Source organism: Kitasatospora sp. NPDC036755, assembly GCF_040636595.1.
Classification (GTDB): domain Bacteria; phylum Actinomycetota; class Actinomycetes; order Streptomycetales; family Streptomycetaceae; genus Kitasatospora.
In genome coordinates this window covers 1-18,540 of the sequence record NZ_JBEZUT010000089.1, presented here as the reverse complement: position 1 = coordinate 18,540, position 18,540 = coordinate 1, and the positions used below count along the sequence as shown (strand labels likewise).

The following is an 18,540-nucleotide window of genomic DNA, read 5'->3' as shown; positions in this document are numbered from 1 at the left end:
TGCTCGGCGGCATGAGTGACATCGTCGAGCTCGACCCCGAAGACAAGAAGATCATCACCCTGGCCCGCTCGGCCCGCGCCCGCAACGGCGTGGCCGAGGGGGCCGCGGTGCGTGACGAGACCGGGCGCACCTACGTGGCCGGCACGGTCGCGCTGGAGTCGCTGCGGCTGAGCGCCCTCCAGACGGCGGTGGCGATGGCCGTGGCCAGCGGCGCCAGGTCGCTGGAGGCGGCGGCCGTGGTGAGCGAGGCGGAGCAGCCGGCCGAGGCCGACCTGGCGGCCGTGCGGGACCTGGGCGGGGCCGGCACGCCGGTGCTGCTGGCCGGGCCGGACGGGACGCTGCGGGTGTCCGCCGAGGCCCGCTGAGGCCCGTCGGGAGGTCCGTCGGGAGGTCCGTCGGGAGGTCCGTCGGGAGGTCCGTCGGGAGGTCCGTCGGGAGGTCCGTACGGGGCCTGCGCGAGCCCTGGGCGGGCCCCGTACGGGCCCTGGGCGGGCCCGTACCAGCGACCATGGTCCCGGCCCGCCTCAGGCGGATAATCTCACCGGGGGAGTGGACTCGGTGAGGGGACTGGGGCATGGGGGCGGTGGCGTTCTTCGCCGGGCTGCTGGTGTTCGTGATGGGGCTGGGCAAGTGGCAGGAGACCGGGTCGGACCTCTGGCTGTACGGCTCGCTCGCCTTCCTGCTGGTACTGGTGGTGTTCTCGCTGATCCCCACCGGCGGCAAGGGCGGGAAGGGCGGAAAGAAGGGTTGAGCGCGCCCCCGGACACCCCCGGGGGCGGGCCCGGACGGCGGGGCTCCGGTGATCAGGGAGAATGGAGCCCATGAATGCCCCTTCCTCCTCGTACCGCTCCGGGTTCGCGTGCTTCGTCGGCCGGCCCAACGCGGGCAAGTCGACCCTGACCAACGCCCTGGTGGGGACGAAGGTCGCGATCACCTCCGACCGCCCGCAGACCACCCGGCACACCGTGCGCGGCATCGTGCACCGCCCGGACGCCCAGCTCGTGCTGGTCGACACCCCCGGTCTGCACAAGCCGCGCACCCTGCTCGGCGAGCGCCTCAACGACCTGGTCCGCACCACCTGGGCCGAGGTCGACGTGATCGGTTTCTGCCTCCCCGCCGACCAGAAGATCGGCCCCGGCGACAAGTTCATCGCCAAGGAGATCGCCGGGATCAAGAAGACCCCGAAGGTCGCCATCGTCACCAAGACCGACCTGGTCGACTCCAAGCGCCTCGCCGAGCAGCTGATCGCCATCCACCAGCTCGGCATCGAGCTGGGCTTCGAGTGGGCCGAGATCATCCCGGTCTCGGCGGTGGGCGATCAGACAGTGGGACGCAGTCCCTCGGACAAGGGTGGTGGTGGGCGAAGGGCCGGCCAGGTGGAGCTGGTCGCCGACCTGCTCACCAAGCTGCTGCCGGAGGGCGACCAGCTCTACCCGGAGGGCGACCTCACCGACGAGCCCGAGCAGATCATGGTCGCCGAGCTGATCCGCGAGGCCGCGCTGGAGGGCGTGCGCGACGAACTGCCGCACTCGCTGGCCGTGGTGGTCGAGGAGATGCTCCCGCGCGAGGGCCGCCCGGCGGACCGCCCGCTGCTGGACATCCACGCCAACGTCTACATCGAGCGGCAGAGCCAGAAGGCGATCGTGATCGGCGCCAAGGGCTCGCGGCTCAAGCACGTCGGCACCACCGCCCGCAAGCACATCGAGGCGCTGCTGGGCACGCCGGTCTACCTGGACCTGCACGTCAAGGTCGCCAAGGACTGGCAGCGCGACCCCAAGCAGCTGCGCAAGCTGGGATTCTGAACCCGGGCTCCCCGCGAGGGAGTTCGATCGGTCGGGAGGATCGGGGCCCGTCCGGACGTTGTGCGTCCGGGCGGGCCCTCGCCGTGGCCCGGCCGTACGCGACGTCAGAAGGGGCACACCGCGATGGAGTTGCACACCCGGGAGTGGGGCGACGGGGACCGGCTGGCCGTGCTGGTGCACGGCATCATGTCCGACCACCGCACCTGGCGGCTGGTCGGCCCGGCGCTGGCCGAACGGGGCTACCGCGTGATCGCCGTCGACCTGCGCGGGCACGGGCGCAGCCCGCGCGGCACCGGGGCGAGCCCGGCGGAGCGCTACCCGCTGGAGGCGTACGCCGAGGACCTGTTGGACACCCTGCCGGCCGGTCCGGAGCTGGCGATCGGCCACTCGCTGGGCGGCATAGCGCTGGCGGACGCGGTGGAGCGGCTGAAGCCGGCCCGCGCGGTGTACGTCGACCCGGCCTGGCGGTTCGCCCAGGTCGGGGTGGACCCGCGGCTGATGGTCCAGCTGCGGGACCTCACCCGGGAGCAGATCGTCGGGCTCAGCCCGACGTGGGAGCCGGCCGACGTGGACGACGAGATCGCCGCCGCCGCCGTCTGGGACGAGGACTCGGCGTGGGGCATGGCCGACGGGCGCACCGACCTGCCGGCCCGGCCCGCGGTGCCCTCGCTGGTGGTCCTGGCCGGCCGCAGCGTGCTGATCGACGCGGCGAGCGCCGAGGTGCTGCGCGCCCGGGGCTTCGAGGTGCGCACCGTCCCCGGCACGGGCCACACCGTCCACCGGGACGACCCGGCCGGCTTCCTGGCCGCGCTCGACGGCTGGCTCTGACCCCCGGCGCGGGGGCGCGCTTCCTAGGCGCCCTCGCGCAGCACCAGGGAGACCAGCTCCCGTTGCGAGTCGGTGAGCTTCGGGTCGGCGCAGTACACCGACCGGCCGTCGACGGTGATCTCGTAGTGGAAGCCGTCCGGCACCCCGTAGGAGGGTGCGCGCAGCCCGCCCGCGACGGCCTCGCGGGCGAGTGCGTGCACGTGCGGGGCGTCCGTGCGGTCGGCGGTGTCGATCTCCGCCTGGCGGACGATCCCCGCGAAGCCGCCGGTCCGGGTCACCTGGATACGCATGGTGTCCATGGTGCTACGCAGGGAGGGGGTTTGCCGGGCTTTTCCCGGACCGTGACCTTAAGCCCGCCTCAACCCGGTCTCAACCACCCTTCAGGCGCGCCCCGGTGGTCCGGCCTGCCGTCACCCCGGGCTGATCCCGACCTGCGCCCAGGAGGCCGTGACGGTGTCCGCGACCGAGCGGTCGTCGGGGTAGCGGGCCCTGGCGGCGGCCACGGTGGCCCGGGCGAAGGCGGTGAAGTCGGCGTCGGAGGGCAGCGTGCGCCCGGTCAGCGCGTCGTACCAGATCCGCCCCGCGCGCTCCCAGGCCGAACCGCCGAGCGCGGTGGCCAGCAGGTAGAACGCGTGGTTGGGGATGCCGGAGTTGACGTGCACCCCGCCGTTGTCCCGGGAGGTGTTCACGTAGTCCCGCATGTGCGCGGGCTGCGGGTCCTTGCCCAGCTGCGGGTCGTCGTAGGCGGTGCCGGGCGCCTTCATGGAGCGCAGCGCCACGCCCTGGACACCGGGGGCGAGCAGCCCGGCGCCGATCAGCCAGTCGGCGTCGGCGGCGCCCTGGTGCAGCGAGTACTGCTTGACCAGCGAGCCGAAGACGTCGGAGACCGACTCGTTGAGCGCGCCGGGCTGGTCCTGGTAGTCCAGGCCGGCGGTGAACTGGGTGACGCCGTGGGTGAGTTCGTGGCCGATGACGTCGATGCAGGCGGTGAAGTCGCCGAACACCACGTTGTCGCCGTCGCCGAACACCATCTGGTGGCCGTTCCAGAAGGCGTTGTCGTAGTTGCGGCCGTAGTGGACGCTGGCGTCCAGCCGCAGGTTCCGGTCGTCGATCGAGTGCCGCCCGAAGACGTCGGCGTAGAGCGCGAAGGTGGCGCCGAGGCCGTCGTAGGCGTGGTTGACGGAGCCGTCGGAGGACGCGCCCTGTCCCTCGGTGCGCACGGTGCGCCCGGGCAGCCGCTGGCCGTGGCCGCTGTCGTACACCACCCGGTCGAGGCCCGCGACGGCGGCGACGGGCGCGGGCGGGGAGAGCCGGGCCGCGCGGTGCGCGGCGTCGAGGGCCAGGGAGTGGACGGCGGGTTCGTGGCCGGCCTCGGCGAGGCGGTCCAGGACGTACGGCGGGACGATCGTGCAGATCGGTACTGCTGCAGTCATGTGGCCCAGAGTGAGGCCTTGATGACCTATTGTCACCACCTTTGACGGGATCGGTCGCGTCTCAAGGAGTGGAACGGAAGCCCGGATCACTTCGGGGGCGCGCGGCGCTGGGTTACGCTGGGGCCATCATGCGCAACGGGCTGCTTCTTCTTAGCTGCCGCGTCGAGGGCCTGTAGTCCACCGGGCCGGCACCCTCGCCGCGGGGAACGAGCTGTGCGCGCAACGCGATCCGACGGCGGATCGCGAGCCGCAGCCGAGGCCGGCCAGTCGGTGTCGACCGGTGTCGACCCCTCCCGACCCGCCCGCACGCATCACAGGAAGCCGAGTCACCTCCATGACCGAGCAGAACTCCGCCGCGCCCGTCCCCGCCGGCCGTCCCTTCGTGGACCGCCCCACCCCGATCACCGCCGCCTCGGTGCGCCAGCGGCCCTCGGGCATGCGGTACGGGCGCTACCTGCCGTTCGGCACCGTCGACCTGCCGGACCGGACCTGGCCGGACCAGGTGATCACCAAGGCGCCGCGCTGGCTCTCCACCGACCTGCGGGACGGCAACCAGGCGCTGATCGACCCGATGTCGCCGGCCCGCAAGCGGATGATGTTCGACCTGCTGGTGAAGATGGGCTACAAGGAGATCGAGGTCGGCTTCCCGTCCTCCGGCGCCACCGACCACGCCTTCGTCCGCTCGCTGATCGAGGAGGGGGCGATCCCGGAGGACGTCACCATCTCGGTGCTGACGCAGGCCCGCGAGGAGCTGATCGAGAAGACGGTGGAGTCGCTGGTCGGCGCCCCGCGGGCGACCGTCCACCTGTACAACGCGACCGCGCCGCTGTTCCGCCGGGTGGTGTTCCGCAACGACAAGGCGGCCACCAAGGCGATCGCCACCGAGGGCACCCGGCTGGTGATGGAGTACGCGGAGAAGCTGCTGGGCGACGAGACCGCCTTCGGCTACCAGTACTCGCCGGAGATCTTCGTCGACACCGAGCTGGACTTCGCGCTGGAGGTCTGCGAGGCCGTCATGGACGTCTGGCAGCCGGGCGAGGGCCGCGAGATCATCCTGAACCTGCCCGCCACCGTCGAGCGGGCCACCCCGAACGTCCAGGCCGACCAGTTCGAGTGGATGTCGCGCCACCTGTCCCGCCGCGAGTTCGTCTGCCTGTCGGTGCACCCGCACAACGACCGCGGCACCGCCGTCGCCTCCGCGGAGCTGTCCTACATGGCGGGCGCCGACCGGATCGAGGGCTGCCTGTTCGGGCAGGGCGAGCGGACCGGCAACGTCGACCTGGTGACGCTGGGGATGAACCTGTTCTCCCAGGGCATCGACCCGCAGATCGACTTCTCCGACATCGACGAGGTGCGCCGCACCGCCGAGTACTGCAACCAGATGGAGGTGCACCCGCGCCACCCGTACGCCGGCGACCTGGTGTACACCTCCTTCTCCGGCTCGCACCAGGACGCCATCAAGAAGGGCTTCGACGTCCTGGAGGCGGACGCCGCGGCCGCGGGCGTGCCGGTGGCGGAGCACACCTGGGGCGTGCCGTACCTGCCGATCGACCCGAAGGACGTCGGCCGCACCTACGAGGCGGTCATCCGGGTCAACAGCCAGTCCGGCAAGGGCGGCGTGGCGTACGTGCTGAAGAACGACCACAAGCTGGACCTGCCGCGCCGGATGCAGATCGAGTTCTCCCGGATCATCCAGGCCAAGACCGACGCCGAGGGCGGCGAGGTCAGCCCGGCCGAGATCTGGGGGGTCTTCGAGGACGAGTACCTGCCGACCACCGACAACCCGTGGGGCCGGATCGCGCTGAGCGGCTCGCGCACCCTGACCACCGAGGACGGCCGGGACGCGCTGACCGCCGAGGCCCTGGTGGACGGCGCCCCGGTGACCCTGACCGGTGCCGGCAACGGCCCGGTCTCGGCCTTCGCCGACGCGCTGGCCCGGATCGGCGTGGACGTACGCGTCCTGGACTACGCCGAGCACGCGCTGAGCGAGGGCGGGGACGCCCAGGCCGCCGCCTACGTGGAGTGCGCGGTGGACGGCAAGGTGCTGTGGGGCGTGGGCATCGACGGCAACACCGTGCTGGCCTCGCTGAAGGCCATGATCAGCGCCGTCAACCGCTCGCAGCGCGGCTAATTCGAACGGGTGGTGTGCGAAGGGCCGTCCCCCGGGGCGGCCCTTCGCCGCGTCCACCTGGCGTTGTGGCCTGCGCCACATTTTTTCGAGCCGGAAGCCGTTCGAGGTACTGACACGTGCCGGTAACCGTGGCAACATCGATCCACCGGAAAGCCGGGTCGGTGGGACGGCCTCGGTGTCCGGTCGCGTGACCTGCCCACTGTCGAGCAGGCCGCCTGCCATGTCTGGGGAGTGGCGCCGTGACCAGGTTGTGGGGTGTTCGCCCGCGGTGGCGGACTGACGTTCTCGGTGACTTCTTCTGTCCGGGCTGCGGCGGGGACCGCAACTACCGCCGGCAGCACGGCCGGCGGTGGCTGCGGTTGCTGGGGACCCCGGTCCTCCCGCTCGGCCCGGTGATCGGCAGCGTGCAGTGCACCAGTTGCCACGGCCGGTACGGCGTCGAGAGCCTGGAGCAGCCCACCTGCGTGCGCCTCGGCGCGATGCTGCGGGACGCCCAGTACACCGTCGCGCTGGCCCTGCTCGCGGCCGGCGGCACCGCCCACCGGGCGGCCCGCGACGCGGCCTGCGCGGCGGTGCGCGAGGCCGGGTTCGAGGACTGCGGCGAGGCCCAGGTGCTGGCCGCGCTCGCCGCGCTCTCCGGGCTCGGCGACGAACTCCACGACGCCCGCGGGCTGTCCGGCGGCCTGGCCGTCGAACTGCACGCGGTGCTCGAACCGCTCGCCCCGCACCTGGCCCACCACGGCCGCGAGCGGCTGCTGCTGCAGGGCGCGGCGATCGCGCTGGCGGACGGGCGCTACCTGCCGCAGGAGCGCGACGCGCTGGCCGCCGTCGGGCTCTGCCTGGACCTGCCGAAGTCCCGGGTCGGGGCGCTGCTGGAGGCGGCGACCAGGGCCCCGTACAAGTAGCGCCGCCGGACCGGGCGCCGCACGCGGGGCACCGGTCACCGCGCGACGCCGTCCGCACCACCGGAACGCGACCGTCCGTACCTCCGGCACCCGACCGCCCCCTCGCCTTCGGGGGCCGCCGGACCTCCGGAATCCACCGACCACCTCCGAATCCCCCACAACGGGCCCCGGACTCCCCACCCGGGCCCGCCGTGACCCGCACCGCAGTGGTCTCCCCCACGGCCTCCGGTGCGGGCAACACGGCTGTCCGGCCCCGGGGACGGGTGGGGGACAATGGTCCCCATGAGTCTTTTCCGGGACGACGGCGTCGTGCTGCGGGCGCAGAAGCTCGGCGAGGCCGATCGGATCATCACCCTGCTGACCCGCCACCACGGCAAGGTGCGGGCGGTCGCGCGCGGGGTGCGGAAGACCAAGTCCAAGTTCGGCGCCCGGCTGGAGCCGTTCTCGCACGTGGACGTGCAGTTCTTCAGCCGGGGGAGTGAGCTGATCGGCCGGGGATTGCCGCTCTGCACCCAGGTGGAGACCATCGCCCCCTACGGCGGCCCGATCGTCGCCGACTACGGCCGCTACACGGCCGGCACCGCGATGCTGGAGACCGCCGAGCGGTTCGCCGAGAACGAGGGCGAACCCGCCGTCCAGCAGTACCTGCTGCTGGTCGGGGGGCTGCGCACGCTGGCCGCCGGGCTGCACGAGTCGCACCTGGTGATGGACGCCTTCCTGCTGCGCTCGCTCGCGGTGAACGGGTACGGCGCGAGCTTCACCGACTGCGCCAAATGCGGCCTGGAGGGACCGAACCGTTTCTTCTCCCTCCCCGCGGGCGGGGTGCTCTGCGGCGACTGCCGAGTGCCCGGATGTGCCGTACCCTCCCCTGAGACACTGGTACTGCTCGGGGCGCTGCTGTCAGGGGACTGGCGGACGGCCGACGCCTGCGAGCCGCGGTACTGGCGGGAGGGCAGCGGCCTGGTCGCGGCCTATCTGCAGTGGCACCTGGAGCGGGGCATCCGCTCGATGAGATACGTGGAGAAGTGAGCACATGGCAGCGCGACGGCTCTTCGGCGGCGGCAAGCAGAGGACGTACGTCCCCCCGACCCCGCACCCCAGCGGTGCACAGCCCCCGAAGCTCCCCGGCGAGCTGGTCCCCAACCACGTCGCCATCGTGATGGACGGCAACGGCCGTTGGGCCAAGGAGCGCGGGCTGCCCCGCACCGAGGGCCACAAGGTCGGCGAGTCCGTGGTGCTGGACGTCCTCAAGGGCGCCATCGAGCTCGGGGTCAAGAACATCTCGCTGTACGCGTTCTCCACCGAGAACTGGAAGCGGTCGCCCGAGGAGGTGAAGTTCCTGATGAACTTCAACCGGGACGTCATCGCCCGCCGCCGCGACGAGATGGACGCGATGGGCGTGCGGATCCGCTGGGCGGGCCGGATGCCCAAGCTGTGGAAGAGCGTCGTCCAGGAGCTCCAGGTCGCCGAGGAGCAGACCAAGGGCAACGACGCCGTCACGCTCTACATGTGCGTCAACTACGGCGGCCGGGCCGAACTCGCCGACGCGGCGCAGGCGATCGCCCAGGACGTCGCGGCCGGGAAGCTCGACCCGAAGAAGGTCAACGAGAAGACCCTGGCCAAGTACATGTACCACCCGGACATGCCGGACGTGGACCTGTTCCTGCGCCCCAGCGGCGAGCAGCGCACCTCCAACTTCCTGCTGTGGCAGTCGGCTTACGCCGAGTTCGTGTTCCAGGACGTGCTCTGGCCGGACTTCGACCGCCGCGACCTGTGGCGCGCCTGCGAGCAGTACGCGATGCGTGACCGGCGCTTCGGCGGGGCGATCCCGAACGAGGTCGGCGCGCCGGTGCCCTCCCAGCGCTGAGGCGCGTGCGGCTGCCGGAACGGGTACGGCCCTCGGAACGGGTACGGCCCTCGAACGGGTACGGCCCTCGGAACGGGTACGGCGAAGGGCCCGTGGGTTCTCCCACGGGCCCTTCGCCGTCGCTCAGACCTTCTTGGCGCACTCCGCGCAGGTCCCGAAGATCTCCAGGGTGTGCGCGATGTCGCTGAAGCCGTGCTCGGCGGCGACCGAGTTGGCCCAGCGCTCCACCGCGGGGCCCTCCACCTCGACGGTCGCGCCGCAGTGCCGGCAGACCAGGTGGTGGTGGTGCCCGCTGCTGCACCGGCGGTAGACCGCCTCGCCGTCGGCGGTGCGCAGCACGTCCACCTCACCGGCGTCCGCCAGCGACTGGAGCGTGCGGTAGACCGTGGTCAGACCGACGGAGTCCCCGCGGTGCTTGAGCAGGTCGTGGAGCTCCTGCGCGCTGCGGAAGTCCGCGATCTCGTCCAGGGCCGCCGAGACGGCGGCACGCTGCCGGGTCGATCGGGCGCGCGGCGACGGGCCTGCGGTGGTCACCGTGGGTCCTCCTGGGGTCGTGGGCGTCTCGCACATCATTGTGCCAGCCCGGCCCGTCGCCCAGGGGTGGTCGTGTCGGACGGTTCGGAGACGGCCTGTTCCGGCAGCTCCACGTCGCACACCTTCGGCCCGTGTTCGCCCGTGCCGCGGTGGCGCCGTCGGGCGAGCGGAGCGGCGAGCAGGCTGAACACCGCGAAGACCGCGATGGCGAGCAGCACGATGGCCGGACCGGAGGGCACGTCGAGCTGGTAGGAGCCGGTGACGCCGGCCAGCGCGACGACCACGCCGAGCGCGATCGAGGCGGCCTGGGTGGCGGCGAAGGACCGGGTGAGCTGCTGGGCGGCGACCACCGGGACCACCATCAGCGCGCTCACCAGCAGCAGCCCGACCACCCGCATGGCGACGGTGACGGTGACCGCGGCCATCACCGCGAGCAGCAGGTTGAGGGTGCGCACCGGCACGCCGGTGACCCGGGCGAAGTCCTCGTCCTGGCAGATCGCGAAGAGCTGGCGGCGCAGGCCCACGGTGACCGCGATGACCACCGCGCCGAGCACCGCGATGGTGGCCAGGTCGGCGGGGGCGACGGTGAGGATCGAGCCCCACAGGTAGCTCTCCAGCGAGCCGGCCCCGGCCTGGGCGGACATCGAGACCAGCAGCTTGCCGCAGGCCATGCCGCCGTAGAAGAGCATCGCGAGGGCGATGTCGCCGCGCTGGTTGCCGCGCGAGCGGACCAGCTCCATGGTGACGGCGCCGAGCACGCAGACCAGCACGGCCATCCAGACCGGGCTGGTCTGGAAGATGAAGCCGAGGCCGACGCCGGTCATCGCGACGTGGCCCATGCCGTCGCCCATCAGGGCCTGGCGGCGCTGCACCAGGTAGATGCCGACGGCCGGGGCGGTGATCCCGACCAGGACGGCGGCGAGCAGGGCGCGCTGCATGAAGTCGTAGGAGAGCATCTCGGTCATGCCAGCAGCCTCGGCGGGGTCAGGTCGGCGTGCGGGTGGACGTGGTCGTGGCCGGGCAGCGCGTGCAGGCCGGTGTTGGGCACGGGCGGGCCGTCGTGGGCGACGCAGCCGTCCCGCAGCACCACGGCGCGGTCGATCAGCGGTTCCAGCGGCCCGAGTTCGTGCAGCACGAGGAGGACGGAGGCGCCGCGGCCGACCTCGGTGCGCAGGGTGTCGGCGAGCACCTGCTGGCTCGCGGCGTCCACGCCGGCCATCGGCTCGTCCATGATCAGCAGGTCGGGGGAGCCGACCAGGGCGCGGGCGATCAGCACCCGCTGCTGCTGGCCGCCGGACAGGTCGGCCACGCCGTCCTGGGCCCGGTCCAGCATGCCGACGGCGGCCAGCGCGCGGTCCACCGCCTCGCGGTCCCTGCGGCGGAACGGCAGCAGCCGGTGCTGCGGCAGCCGTCCGGTGGAGACCACCTCGCGGACGGTGGCGGGGACGCCGGAGGCGGCGGTGGTGCGCTGCGGGACGTACCCGATCCGGTGCCAGGCGCGGAAGGAGCCGTACGGCGTGCCGAACAGCTCCAGGGTGCCCCGCTCCAGCGGGACGGAGCCGATCACGGCCTTGACGGTGGTGGACTTGCCGGAGCCGTTGGCGCCCAGCAGGGCGACCACCTCGCCGGGGCGGACGGTGAGGTCGACGCCGCGCAGCACCGGCCGGCCGCCGCGCGCGGCGACGGCGTCGCGGAGGCGGACGGCCGGGGGTATCGGGTCGGTCATGGTGCTCGGTCCCGTCAGTTCGCGGGGGCGGGGGTGGTGGCGTCGGCGGCGGGGGCCGCAGGTGCCGCGGGGGCGCCGAGGGCGGCCCGGAGGTTGGCCAGGTTCTGCTTCATGACGGTCAGGTAGTCGTCCTTGGACGGGTCCTTGACGCCCTCCAGCGGGTCCAGGACGGCGGTCTTGAGGCCGAGGTCCCTGGCGACGGTCTCGGCGAGCTTGGGGCTGACCAGGGTCTCGAAGAAGACGGTGGTGGCGCCGTTGTCCCGGGCGGCCTTCTGCACGGCGGCGAGGCGGGCCGGGGTGGGCTCGGACTCCGGGTCGACGCCGTTGATGGCGACCTGGGTGAGGCCGTAGTGGTCGGCGAGGTAGCCGAAGGCGGCGTGGCTGGTGACGAAGGTCCTGGTGGTGGCGTCCTTCAGTCCGGCCTGGAACTCCTGGTCGAGCGCGGTGAGCTTGGTGACGAGCTCGTCGGTGTTCTTCCGGTAGTCCTCGGCGTGGGTCGGGTCGGCCTTGGCGAACTCCTCGCCGACGTTCCTGGCGACCGCCGCGTAGCGGGTCGGGTCGAGCCAGATGTGCGGGTCGCCGGCCGCGCCCTCGTGCTGGTGGCCGTCCCCGCCGTGGGCGTCGGTCCCGTGGCCGTCGGCCCCGTGGTCCGCGCCTTCCGTGCCCTCGTCGAGGTGGTGGTCGACCAGCGGGGCGGCGGCGGTGGCGTCGATCTTGTGCTTGCTGGACGACTGCGCGACGGCCTGGTCGACGGTGGGCTGGAGGCCCTTGAGGTAGACGATCGCGTCGGCCTTCTGGACCGTGCCGACCTGCTTGGCGGTGAGCTCCAGGTCGTGCGGTTCGACGCCGGCGGCGGTGAGGTCGGTGACCGCGACGTGCTCCTTGCCGATCTGCTGGGCCAGGAACTCCATCGGGTAGAAGGACGCGACGACCTTCAGCCTGCCGTTGTCGCTGTCGGCGCTGCTGCTGCCTCCGCAGGCCGTGAGGGCGAGGGAGGCGGCGAGGGCGGTGGTGGCGATGGCCAGGGAACGGCGGGTCAGTCCGAGTCGAGGCAGTCCGATCATCATGACAATCATTCTCATCTCACATGGAAATGATTGTCAAATCACTCGGACGGGTGAACGACAGGTGGCGGAGAGTGGGGGCGGCCGGACGATACCGATTTGAATCACGTACCCGTATGGCCGGTAACCTGAGGTATTCGGGTACGCGCAACCAGCCGTGCCCTGACCGTGCCGTACGTCATGAAGAGAGCACTGTGGCCGCCGACAAGATCGACACGATCGTCAGCCTGAGCAAGCGCCGTGGCTTCGTCTACCCCTGCAGCGAGATCTACGGCGGCACGCGTGCCGCCTGGGACTACGGGCCGCTGGGCGTCGAGCTCAAGGAGAACATCAAGCGCCAGTGGTGGCGCGCGATGGTCCAGGCCCGTGAGGACGTCGTCGGACTCGACTCGTCGGTGATCCTCGCCCGCGAGGTCTGGGAGGCCTCCGGTCACGTCGCCACCTTCAACGACCCGCTGACCGAGTGCCTCTCCTGCCACAAGCGCCACCGGGCCGACCACCTGGAGGAGAAGTACGAGGCCAAGCACGGCTTCCCGCCGCCGAACGGCCTCAAGGACGTCAACTGCCCCGACTGCGGCACCAAGGGCCAGTTCACCGAGCCCAAGGACTTCTCGGGCATGCTGAAGACCCACCTCGGCGTCACCGAGGAGGCGAGCGGCCTGGCGTTCCTGCGCCCGGAGACCGCCCAGGGCATCTTCACCAACTTCAAGGCCGTCCAGACCACCTCGCGCAAGAAGCCGCCGTTCGGCATCGCCCAGACCGGCAAGAGCTTCCGCAACGAGATCACCCCCGGCAACTTCATCTTCCGGACCCGTGAGTTCGAGCAGATGGAGATGGAGTTCTTCGTCAAGCCGGGCGAGGACGAGCAGTGGCACGAGTACTGGCTCCAGCAGCGCTGGGACTGGTACGTCGGCCTCGGCCTGCGCACCGAGAACATGCGCTTCTTCGAGCACCCGAAGGAGAAGCTCTCCCACTACGCCAAGCGCACCGTGGACATCGAGTACCGCTTCAACTTCGGCGGCAGCGAGTTCTCGGAGCTGGAGGGCGTCGCCAACCGCACCGACTACGACCTGCGGGTGCACAGCGAGGCGTCCGGCCAGGACCTGAAGTACTTCGACCAGGAGTCCGGCGAGCGGTACTTCCCGTACGTCATCGAGCCGGCGGCCGGCCTCAACCGCGCCATGCTGGCCTTCCTGATCGACGCCTACTTCGAGGACGAGGCGCCGAACGCCAAGGGCGTCATGGAGAAGCGCGTCGGCATGCGGCTCGACCCGCGCCTGGCCCCGGTCAAGGTCGCCGTCCTGCCGCTGTCGCGCAACGCCGAGCTGTCCCCGAAGGCCCGCGGCCTGGCCGCCGACCTGCGCACCGCGTGGAACGTCGAGTTCGACGACGCCGGCGCCATCGGCAAGCGCTACCGCCGCCAGGACGAGATCGGCACCCCGTTCTGCGTCACGGTCGACTTCGACACCCTCGAGGACAACGCGGTGACCGTCCGCGACCGCGACACCATGTCGCAGGAGCGCGTCTCGCTGGACCAGGTCAAGGCGTACCTGGGTGCGCGCCTGATCGGCTGCTAGCGGCCGCTGTCCGTTCGGGGAGCCCTCGTCCGCCCTGCCGGGGCGGACGGGGGCTCCTTGCCGTCCGGGGCTCTTGCCGTGGGGGGTCTTGCCGTGGGGGGTCTTGCCGTCGGGCGCGCCGGGTCGGGGTGGGGTGGTGGCCGGGCGCGGACGCCCTTCCCGTGCCGCTACCGCCGTCCCCAGCGGGAGCGCGGGGCCGCGGGCGGTCGGGTCGGGAGGCCGGCGGTGCGCAGGGCGGCAAGGGTGGTGCGGTGACGGGCCTCGTCGGCGAGCATCGCGGCCAGCAGCTGCGCGTAGAGCTCGGAACGGCCGGAGCCGTCCAGCGCCGCGGCCAGCCGGACCACCTCCACGGGCGGGCGCAGGACGGCCAGTTCGTTCAGCAGGAGGGTGGCGAGCGCGGGCGGCAGCCCGGCCGCGAGGTCGGCGAGATCGTCGGTGGAACGGCCCGCGGCCTGGCGCAGCAGGGTCCGGACGTCGGAGGTCCGGCCGTGCTGCTGGAGGCAGGCGGCCAGGGTGGTCAGCTCGGGCATCGGCGCCGACCCCCACTCCCAGATCAGTGTCGCGCTGTCGGCGGCCAGTCCGGCCTGGTCCAGCGCGGAGAGCAGGCCCGGGACGGAGGCGGCCGGGTAGCTCCAGAAGGCGTGGAACACCTCGGCCGCCTCCTCGGCCAGGCCCAGCTCGCGCAGCTCGGCGAGGACGGCGACGGAACGGTCGGGCGCGGACCGGGCGATGCTGCGGGCGAGGTGGAGCGAGCCGCCGGAGGGGCCGTACCGGGCCAGCATGCCGACCAGCAGCGCGGCGTCGGCGGGGGTGAGGCGGGCGGCGGCCGCGTCGATCACCTCGGTGGCCTCGGCGTGGGAACCGGACCGGTGGAGGGCGGTGATCCGCTCGGTGAGGGCGCCGAGGTCGGGGCGGGCGGGCGGCTGAGGGGCCTGCTGCCGCGGGGGCTCCGGCCGGAGCCGCTGGTGCTGGTGCTGGTGCTGGTGCTGGTGCTGGTGCTGTGGCGGCGGCGGGGGCTGGGGGTGTTGCTGCTCCGGCGGCGAGGGTTGCTGCCCGTGCCGGATCCGGCTCTCCAACGCCTCCAGCTGGTCGCTGAGTTGGAGGCACCGGGCGCCCAGGCCCTCGCGGAGGGTGCGGGCCTGGGCGAGCTGGCGCAGCAGCTCCCCGTCCGGCCGCTGGCGGCCCGGTGTGCCCCGGATCGCCTCGTTCAGGCGCCGTTCACGTTGGCTCGCGTAGCGGCTCGCACGGAGTAACTCGTCCAGTTCTGCGCGGAGTTCGGCGGCCTGTTGCTCGCCCTCCGGCTGCCGGCCCGCGGATTGTGCCGTCGGCCGCATGCGCATGATCGCCCCAACCTGTCCATCCGGACCCTGACTGCGTGACATCCTCGCGTCAGTATGTGGCGTCGGAGTTAAGAGCGCACGACCAGTCGTGTCCGAGTGGTGTCAAGGAGCGCGCAGACGGCGGTCGTTGCGAGAAGTGCGCCGGTCGCGCTCCGTAGGAGAGTCGCCTCGTAGTACGGGCCGGGCGCCAGCGCCGCGACGGCGCATCCGACCAGCACACCCGCGACGGCGGGCGGCAGGAGGAGCGTCGCATCCCGGCGGAGCGCCACGCCGACCACCAGGAGCCCTGCCAGGGCCGCCAGTTGGGGTGTTCCGAAGCTCTCCGCATAGCGGATCGACAGGGCGGGGACGAGGAACAGCGCGAGCGCCCGGCCGAGCGTCCCGGTGAGTGCGGCGGTGTACGGGCCCGGCGGCCGGCGCTGAGCCGGGGAGGGGACGGCGCGGGTGGCGACCAGCACCGCCGACGCGACCGCGGCGGAGACGAGGTGGTCGCCGAGCCGGGCAAGGTTGTAGAGCAGCACGGTGTCGTACAGCACCAGCATCAACTGGCCGTACGCCCACAGGTCGAGGGCGAAGCGGAACGGGCTGACGGGCGGCTCGGGCCGGGGCTCGGACCCGGACCCGGACCCGGACCCGGACCCGGGTTCGGACCCGGACTCGGGCTCGCGCCGGGCCAGCCAGGCGATCAGGGGAGGGGTGACGCAGGCCGCGAGCGAGCGGAGCACGAGGTCGTCCACGGTGAAGGGGTTGCGCAGGTCCCACTCCACCGCGCAGAACGCCACCGTGTACGAGACGGCGGCCGGCGGGACCAGCGGCGAGCGGGCCAGCCGGACGTACAGTGCGCGGTCCAGCCGTCGCACGACAGCGGCGAACGCCAGCAGCACCAGCGGCAGTTCGAGGAACGCCTGGACCCTGAGCACGGACGGGGCCAGCAGCTCCGGGGCCGGGAAGCGCGCCGCGAGGAAGTCCAGGCGCGGGACGTCGAACCAGCCGGGCGGCAGGTAGCGGGCGATGAAGGAGACGTCCCCGTGGTGCACCCGGTTCACGTACACCGCGACGAGCACCTGGTTGAGGAGGATCAGCGCGACGACCGCCGCCAGCACCGGCTCCGGTCCGAACGGGCGCCTGCGCCGTGGGAGGTTGGCCTCCGCCTCCTGCCGCGCGGGGTGGGGCGGCTGCCGTGCGGGGCGGGCTTCCCGTCGTGCAGGGCGGGCTTCCGGTCGTGCGGGGCCGGCCTCCCGCCGCAGCACCCTCGGCACCAGGAACAGGGCGGTGGCGGCCGAGGCCACGACCGTCCCGTCCAGCAGTCGAGCCGTTCCGCTCATCCGCGCAGCCGCGCACGCGCCTCCATCAGAGCGAAGCCGAGCAGGTTCAACCCGCGCCACTCGTCGGGCTGTTGGGCCCGGATGTCGTCGGCGGCGAGCCCGATGCCCCAGATCCGGTCCAGCGGGCTGGCCTCGACCAGCACCCGGTCGCCGGTGCCCAGCAGGTAGCCGCGCAGGGCCTCGTCCTGCCCGAACTTCGCGACGTTGCCCGCCACCACCAGTTCGAAGCGTCCGGCCGTCCAGGTCTCGTCGTCGAAGCCCTTGACCAGCCGGCCCAGCTTCTTCGCCTCGGCGGGCGTCCGGGCCGCGAGCACCCGCCGCACGATCTCCTCGTCACCGAACATCCGGGCCTTGCCGGCCATCATCCAGTGCTCGGCGGAGGCGTACGTGACCCCGTCGACGGTGAACTCGCCGGGCCACCACTGGCTCAGGCACTCCTGCCGGGTGCCGCCGCCCTTGCGCTCGGTGTGCCCCCAGAACATCACCCACTTTGGCCGCGCCCCGTCGGCCATCAACGCGGCCAGCTCCTCGCGGCTGCGAACGGCGGCCGGCTCCCCCACGTGCATCTCGCTCATATCGTCAGTCTGACATGAAGGGTTCCGGACCGCGAACCGTTTCGCGGCGAATCACCCGGGGGTGGCGACCCGGATCCCGTCGGCCGGCATCGAGGGGCCGTCCTGCCGGCCGTCCCGACGCACCCGGCGCCGCCGGCCCGGTCCGGGCGGCCCCGGCCGAGGTGCACCGCGCGAGGTCAGGCGCCGGCGGCCAGCTCCAGGAACCGCAGCCCGACCTCCGTCACCTCCTCGGGCGCCCACCCCAGCGCCGGCCGGCCGAGGCTGACTTCGGCCATGGCGAGACCGGGGGCGGCGTCCTCCCAGTACGGGACGAACCAGACGTCCTCCTCCTCGGCGAGGGCCAGGTGGGCGGCGTTCAGGGCCTTGGCCGGATGCGGCAGCCAGAGCTGGAACTCGTGCGTGGGCGGGACCTCCGGGTACAGCCGGGCGCCGGGGAGGGCGGCCAGGGCCGGGGCGAGGGTCGTGGCGTGGCGGGTGTACTCCGCCAGCTCGGGCAGGACGGTGTCCAGGCCGTGGAGGGCGGCGAGCGCGGCCGGCCAGTGCTGGAACATCCGGCCGCCGTAGCGGTGGAGCCAGGTGCGGGCGTAGGCGGTGAGGGCGGAGTCACCGGCGAGGGCGGCGCCGCTGATCCCGCCGAGGTCCTTGTAGTAGGAGACGTAGACGCTGTCGGCGAGGGCGGCGATCTCGTCGAGCCGCTTGTCGAAGTGGACCGTGGTGTTCCAGAGCCGGGCGCCGTCGAAGTGCACCCGGGCGCCGGTCTCGCGGGCCGCGGCCACCAGGGCCGTCAGCTCGTCCCAGCCGGGGAGGAGGTAGCCGGGGTCGCGCAACGGGAGTTCGACCGTGAGGGTGCCGAACGGCTGCCCCAGCTCCCGGAGTTCCTCGGGTGTCGGCTGGCGCTGCTCGGTGGTGGGCCAGAGCCCGCGCAGCCCGGTGAGCTGGGTGTAGGCGTGGCGCTCGTGCCGCTCGATGTGGCTGAGCGGGTGCAGGGCGACGGCCGGGTTGCCGGTCTGCTCGGCGTGGTGGCGGAGGGCGACCTGCTGGGCCATCGTCCCGGTGGGGAAGAAGACCGCGTCCTCCTTGCCGAGCAGCGCGGCGGTCCGCTCCTCCAACTGCCGCACCGGGCCGTCGCTGCCGTAGAAGTCGGGGCAGGCGTCCAGACCCTCCACGGCGGAGAGTTGGGCCAGGCGCTCGCGGATGCTGAGGACGCGGTCGGCGGAGAGGAAGCGCTTGCAGGTCATCCGGGCCGCGCGGCGCCGCTGGAACTCGCTCTGGTCATCGGTCATCCGGCGATTGTCGGACCCGTGCCGGGTCGGGGCCAACTGCTTTTCGCCGTGGGGGAGTGGGCCGCCCCGGGGCCGTCCGCCCACCCCGCCGTGCGGGCGCGGGGGAGGCGGACCACCAGGCGGCCTGCCACCACCCGGAGAGCGGATCCG

General features: G+C 72.7%; 19 protein-coding genes. 9 read left to right on the top strand and 10 right to left on the bottom strand.

Features of this window, described 5'->3' with window-relative positions; all coding sequences use genetic code 11:
* Window positions 1-11: 11 nt before the first annotated feature.
* The 4 genes from AB0E96_RS16005 to AB0E96_RS15990 all read left to right on the top strand — a co-directional run bounded on the left by AB0E96_RS16005 (window position 12) and on the right by AB0E96_RS15990 (window position 2,630).
* Window positions 12-365, top strand: coding sequence for a cytidine deaminase (locus AB0E96_RS16005; RefSeq protein WP_355251546.1), 354 nt, complete (start codon window positions 12-14; stop codon window positions 363-365).
* Window positions 366-574: 209 nt separating this feature from the next.
* Window positions 575-751, top strand: coding sequence for a hypothetical protein (locus tag AB0E96_RS16000; protein ID WP_359823525.1), 177 nt, complete (start codon window positions 575-577; stop codon window positions 749-751).
* Between the two features lie 70 nt (window positions 752-821).
* A complete protein-coding gene (locus tag AB0E96_RS15995; RefSeq protein ID WP_359823522.1) occupies window positions 822-1,802 on the top strand; it encodes a GTPase Era in 981 nt (326 codons plus the stop codon).
* Window positions 1,803-1,925: 123 nt separating this feature from the next.
* Window positions 1,926-2,630: an alpha/beta hydrolase gene (locus tag AB0E96_RS15990; protein WP_359823519.1), complete on the top strand. Its 705-nt coding sequence runs from the start codon at window positions 1,926-1,928 to the stop codon at window positions 2,628-2,630.
* A 23-nt stretch (window positions 2,631-2,653) separates the two neighbouring features.
* On the opposite strand, the gene AB0E96_RS15985 is transcribed toward AB0E96_RS15990, so the two are convergent.
* Together AB0E96_RS15985 and AB0E96_RS15980 are read right to left on the bottom strand one after the other, a co-directional pair.
* On the bottom strand, window positions 2,654-2,920 hold the full coding sequence (locus AB0E96_RS15985) for a protealysin inhibitor emfourin (protein WP_049651101.1): 267 nt from the start codon (window positions 2,918-2,920) through the stop codon (window positions 2,654-2,656).
* 120 nt (window positions 2,921-3,040) lie between these two features.
* Window positions 3,041-4,063 (bottom strand): M4 family metallopeptidase, encoded by a 1,023-nt coding sequence (locus AB0E96_RS15980; protein WP_359823517.1) that lies wholly within the window; start codon window positions 4,061-4,063, stop codon window positions 3,041-3,043.
* A gap of 334 nt (window positions 4,064-4,397) precedes the next feature.
* On the opposite strand from AB0E96_RS15980, the gene leuA reads away from it, so the two are divergent.
* The 4 genes from leuA to AB0E96_RS15960 all read left to right on the top strand — a co-directional run bounded on the left by leuA (window position 4,398) and on the right by AB0E96_RS15960 (window position 8,966).
* A complete protein-coding gene (leuA, locus tag AB0E96_RS15975; RefSeq protein WP_359823515.1) occupies window positions 4,398-6,194 on the top strand; it encodes a 2-isopropylmalate synthase in 1,797 nt (598 codons plus the stop codon).
* Between the two features lie 359 nt (window positions 6,195-6,553).
* Window positions 6,554-7,099: a TerB family tellurite resistance protein gene (locus tag AB0E96_RS15970; protein WP_359823513.1), complete on the top strand. Its 546-nt coding sequence runs from the start codon at window positions 6,554-6,556 to the stop codon at window positions 7,097-7,099.
* 282 nt (window positions 7,100-7,381) lie between these two features.
* The gene (gene recO, locus AB0E96_RS15965; RefSeq protein ID WP_359823511.1) at window positions 7,382-8,128 is read left to right on the top strand and encodes a DNA repair protein RecO; all 747 of its coding nucleotides are present in this window, start codon (window positions 7,382-7,384) and stop codon (window positions 8,126-8,128) included.
* A gap of 4 nt (window positions 8,129-8,132) precedes the next feature.
* Complete coding sequence (locus AB0E96_RS15960; protein ID WP_359823509.1) at window positions 8,133-8,966, top strand: isoprenyl transferase; 834 nt, start codon at window positions 8,133-8,135, stop codon at window positions 8,964-8,966.
* A gap of 123 nt (window positions 8,967-9,089) precedes the next feature.
* Here the strand turns inward: AB0E96_RS15960 and AB0E96_RS15955 are convergent, their stop codons facing one another.
* From AB0E96_RS15955 to AB0E96_RS15940, 4 genes are read right to left on the bottom strand one after another with little or no spacing between them, the layout of a single operon-like run.
* Window positions 9,090-9,500 (bottom strand): Fur family transcriptional regulator, encoded by a 411-nt coding sequence (locus AB0E96_RS15955; protein ID WP_049651097.1) that lies wholly within the window; start codon window positions 9,498-9,500, stop codon window positions 9,090-9,092.
* A 35-nt stretch (window positions 9,501-9,535) separates the two neighbouring features.
* On the bottom strand, window positions 9,536-10,456 hold the full coding sequence (locus AB0E96_RS15950; protein WP_359823547.1) for a metal ABC transporter permease: 921 nt from the start codon (window positions 10,454-10,456) through the stop codon (window positions 9,536-9,538).
* Between the two features lie 5 nt (window positions 10,457-10,461).
* Entirely contained in the window at window positions 10,462-11,226 is a 765-nt protein-coding gene (locus AB0E96_RS15945) for a metal ABC transporter ATP-binding protein (RefSeq protein ID WP_359823507.1), read from the bottom strand.
* 14 nt (window positions 11,227-11,240) lie between these two features.
* Window positions 11,241-12,293: a metal ABC transporter substrate-binding protein gene (locus AB0E96_RS15940; RefSeq protein ID WP_359823504.1), complete on the bottom strand. Its 1,053-nt coding sequence runs from the start codon at window positions 12,291-12,293 to the stop codon at window positions 11,241-11,243.
* Between the two features lie 191 nt (window positions 12,294-12,484).
* Between AB0E96_RS15940 and AB0E96_RS15935 the strand changes: the two genes are divergently transcribed.
* Complete coding sequence (locus AB0E96_RS15935; RefSeq protein ID WP_224279482.1) at window positions 12,485-13,867, top strand: glycine--tRNA ligase; 1,383 nt, start codon at window positions 12,485-12,487, stop codon at window positions 13,865-13,867.
* Between the two features lie 167 nt (window positions 13,868-14,034).
* On the opposite strand, the gene AB0E96_RS15930 is transcribed toward AB0E96_RS15935, so the two are convergent.
* From AB0E96_RS15930 to AB0E96_RS15915, 4 genes are all read right to left on the bottom strand, one after another.
* Window positions 14,035-15,207, bottom strand: coding sequence for a hypothetical protein (locus AB0E96_RS15930; protein ID WP_359823501.1), 1,173 nt, complete (start codon window positions 15,205-15,207; stop codon window positions 14,035-14,037).
* A 68-nt stretch (window positions 15,208-15,275) separates the two neighbouring features.
* Window positions 15,276-16,532 carry a hypothetical protein gene (locus AB0E96_RS15925; protein ID WP_359823499.1) on the bottom strand — a complete coding sequence of 419 codons (1,257 nt, stop codon included), beginning with the start codon at window positions 16,530-16,532 and terminating at the stop codon, window positions 15,276-15,278.
* Window positions 16,529-17,098 (bottom strand): NADAR family protein, encoded by a 570-nt coding sequence (locus AB0E96_RS15920; protein ID WP_359823545.1) that lies wholly within the window; start codon window positions 17,096-17,098, stop codon window positions 16,529-16,531. The genes AB0E96_RS15925 and AB0E96_RS15920 overlap by 4 nt, the downstream gene beginning before the upstream one ends.
* A 185-nt stretch (window positions 17,099-17,283) precedes the next feature.
* On the bottom strand, window positions 17,284-18,390 hold the full coding sequence (locus AB0E96_RS15915; RefSeq protein WP_359823497.1) for a beta-eliminating lyase-related protein: 1,107 nt from the start codon (window positions 18,388-18,390) through the stop codon (window positions 17,284-17,286).
* Between the last annotated feature and the right edge of the window lie 150 nt (window positions 18,391-18,540).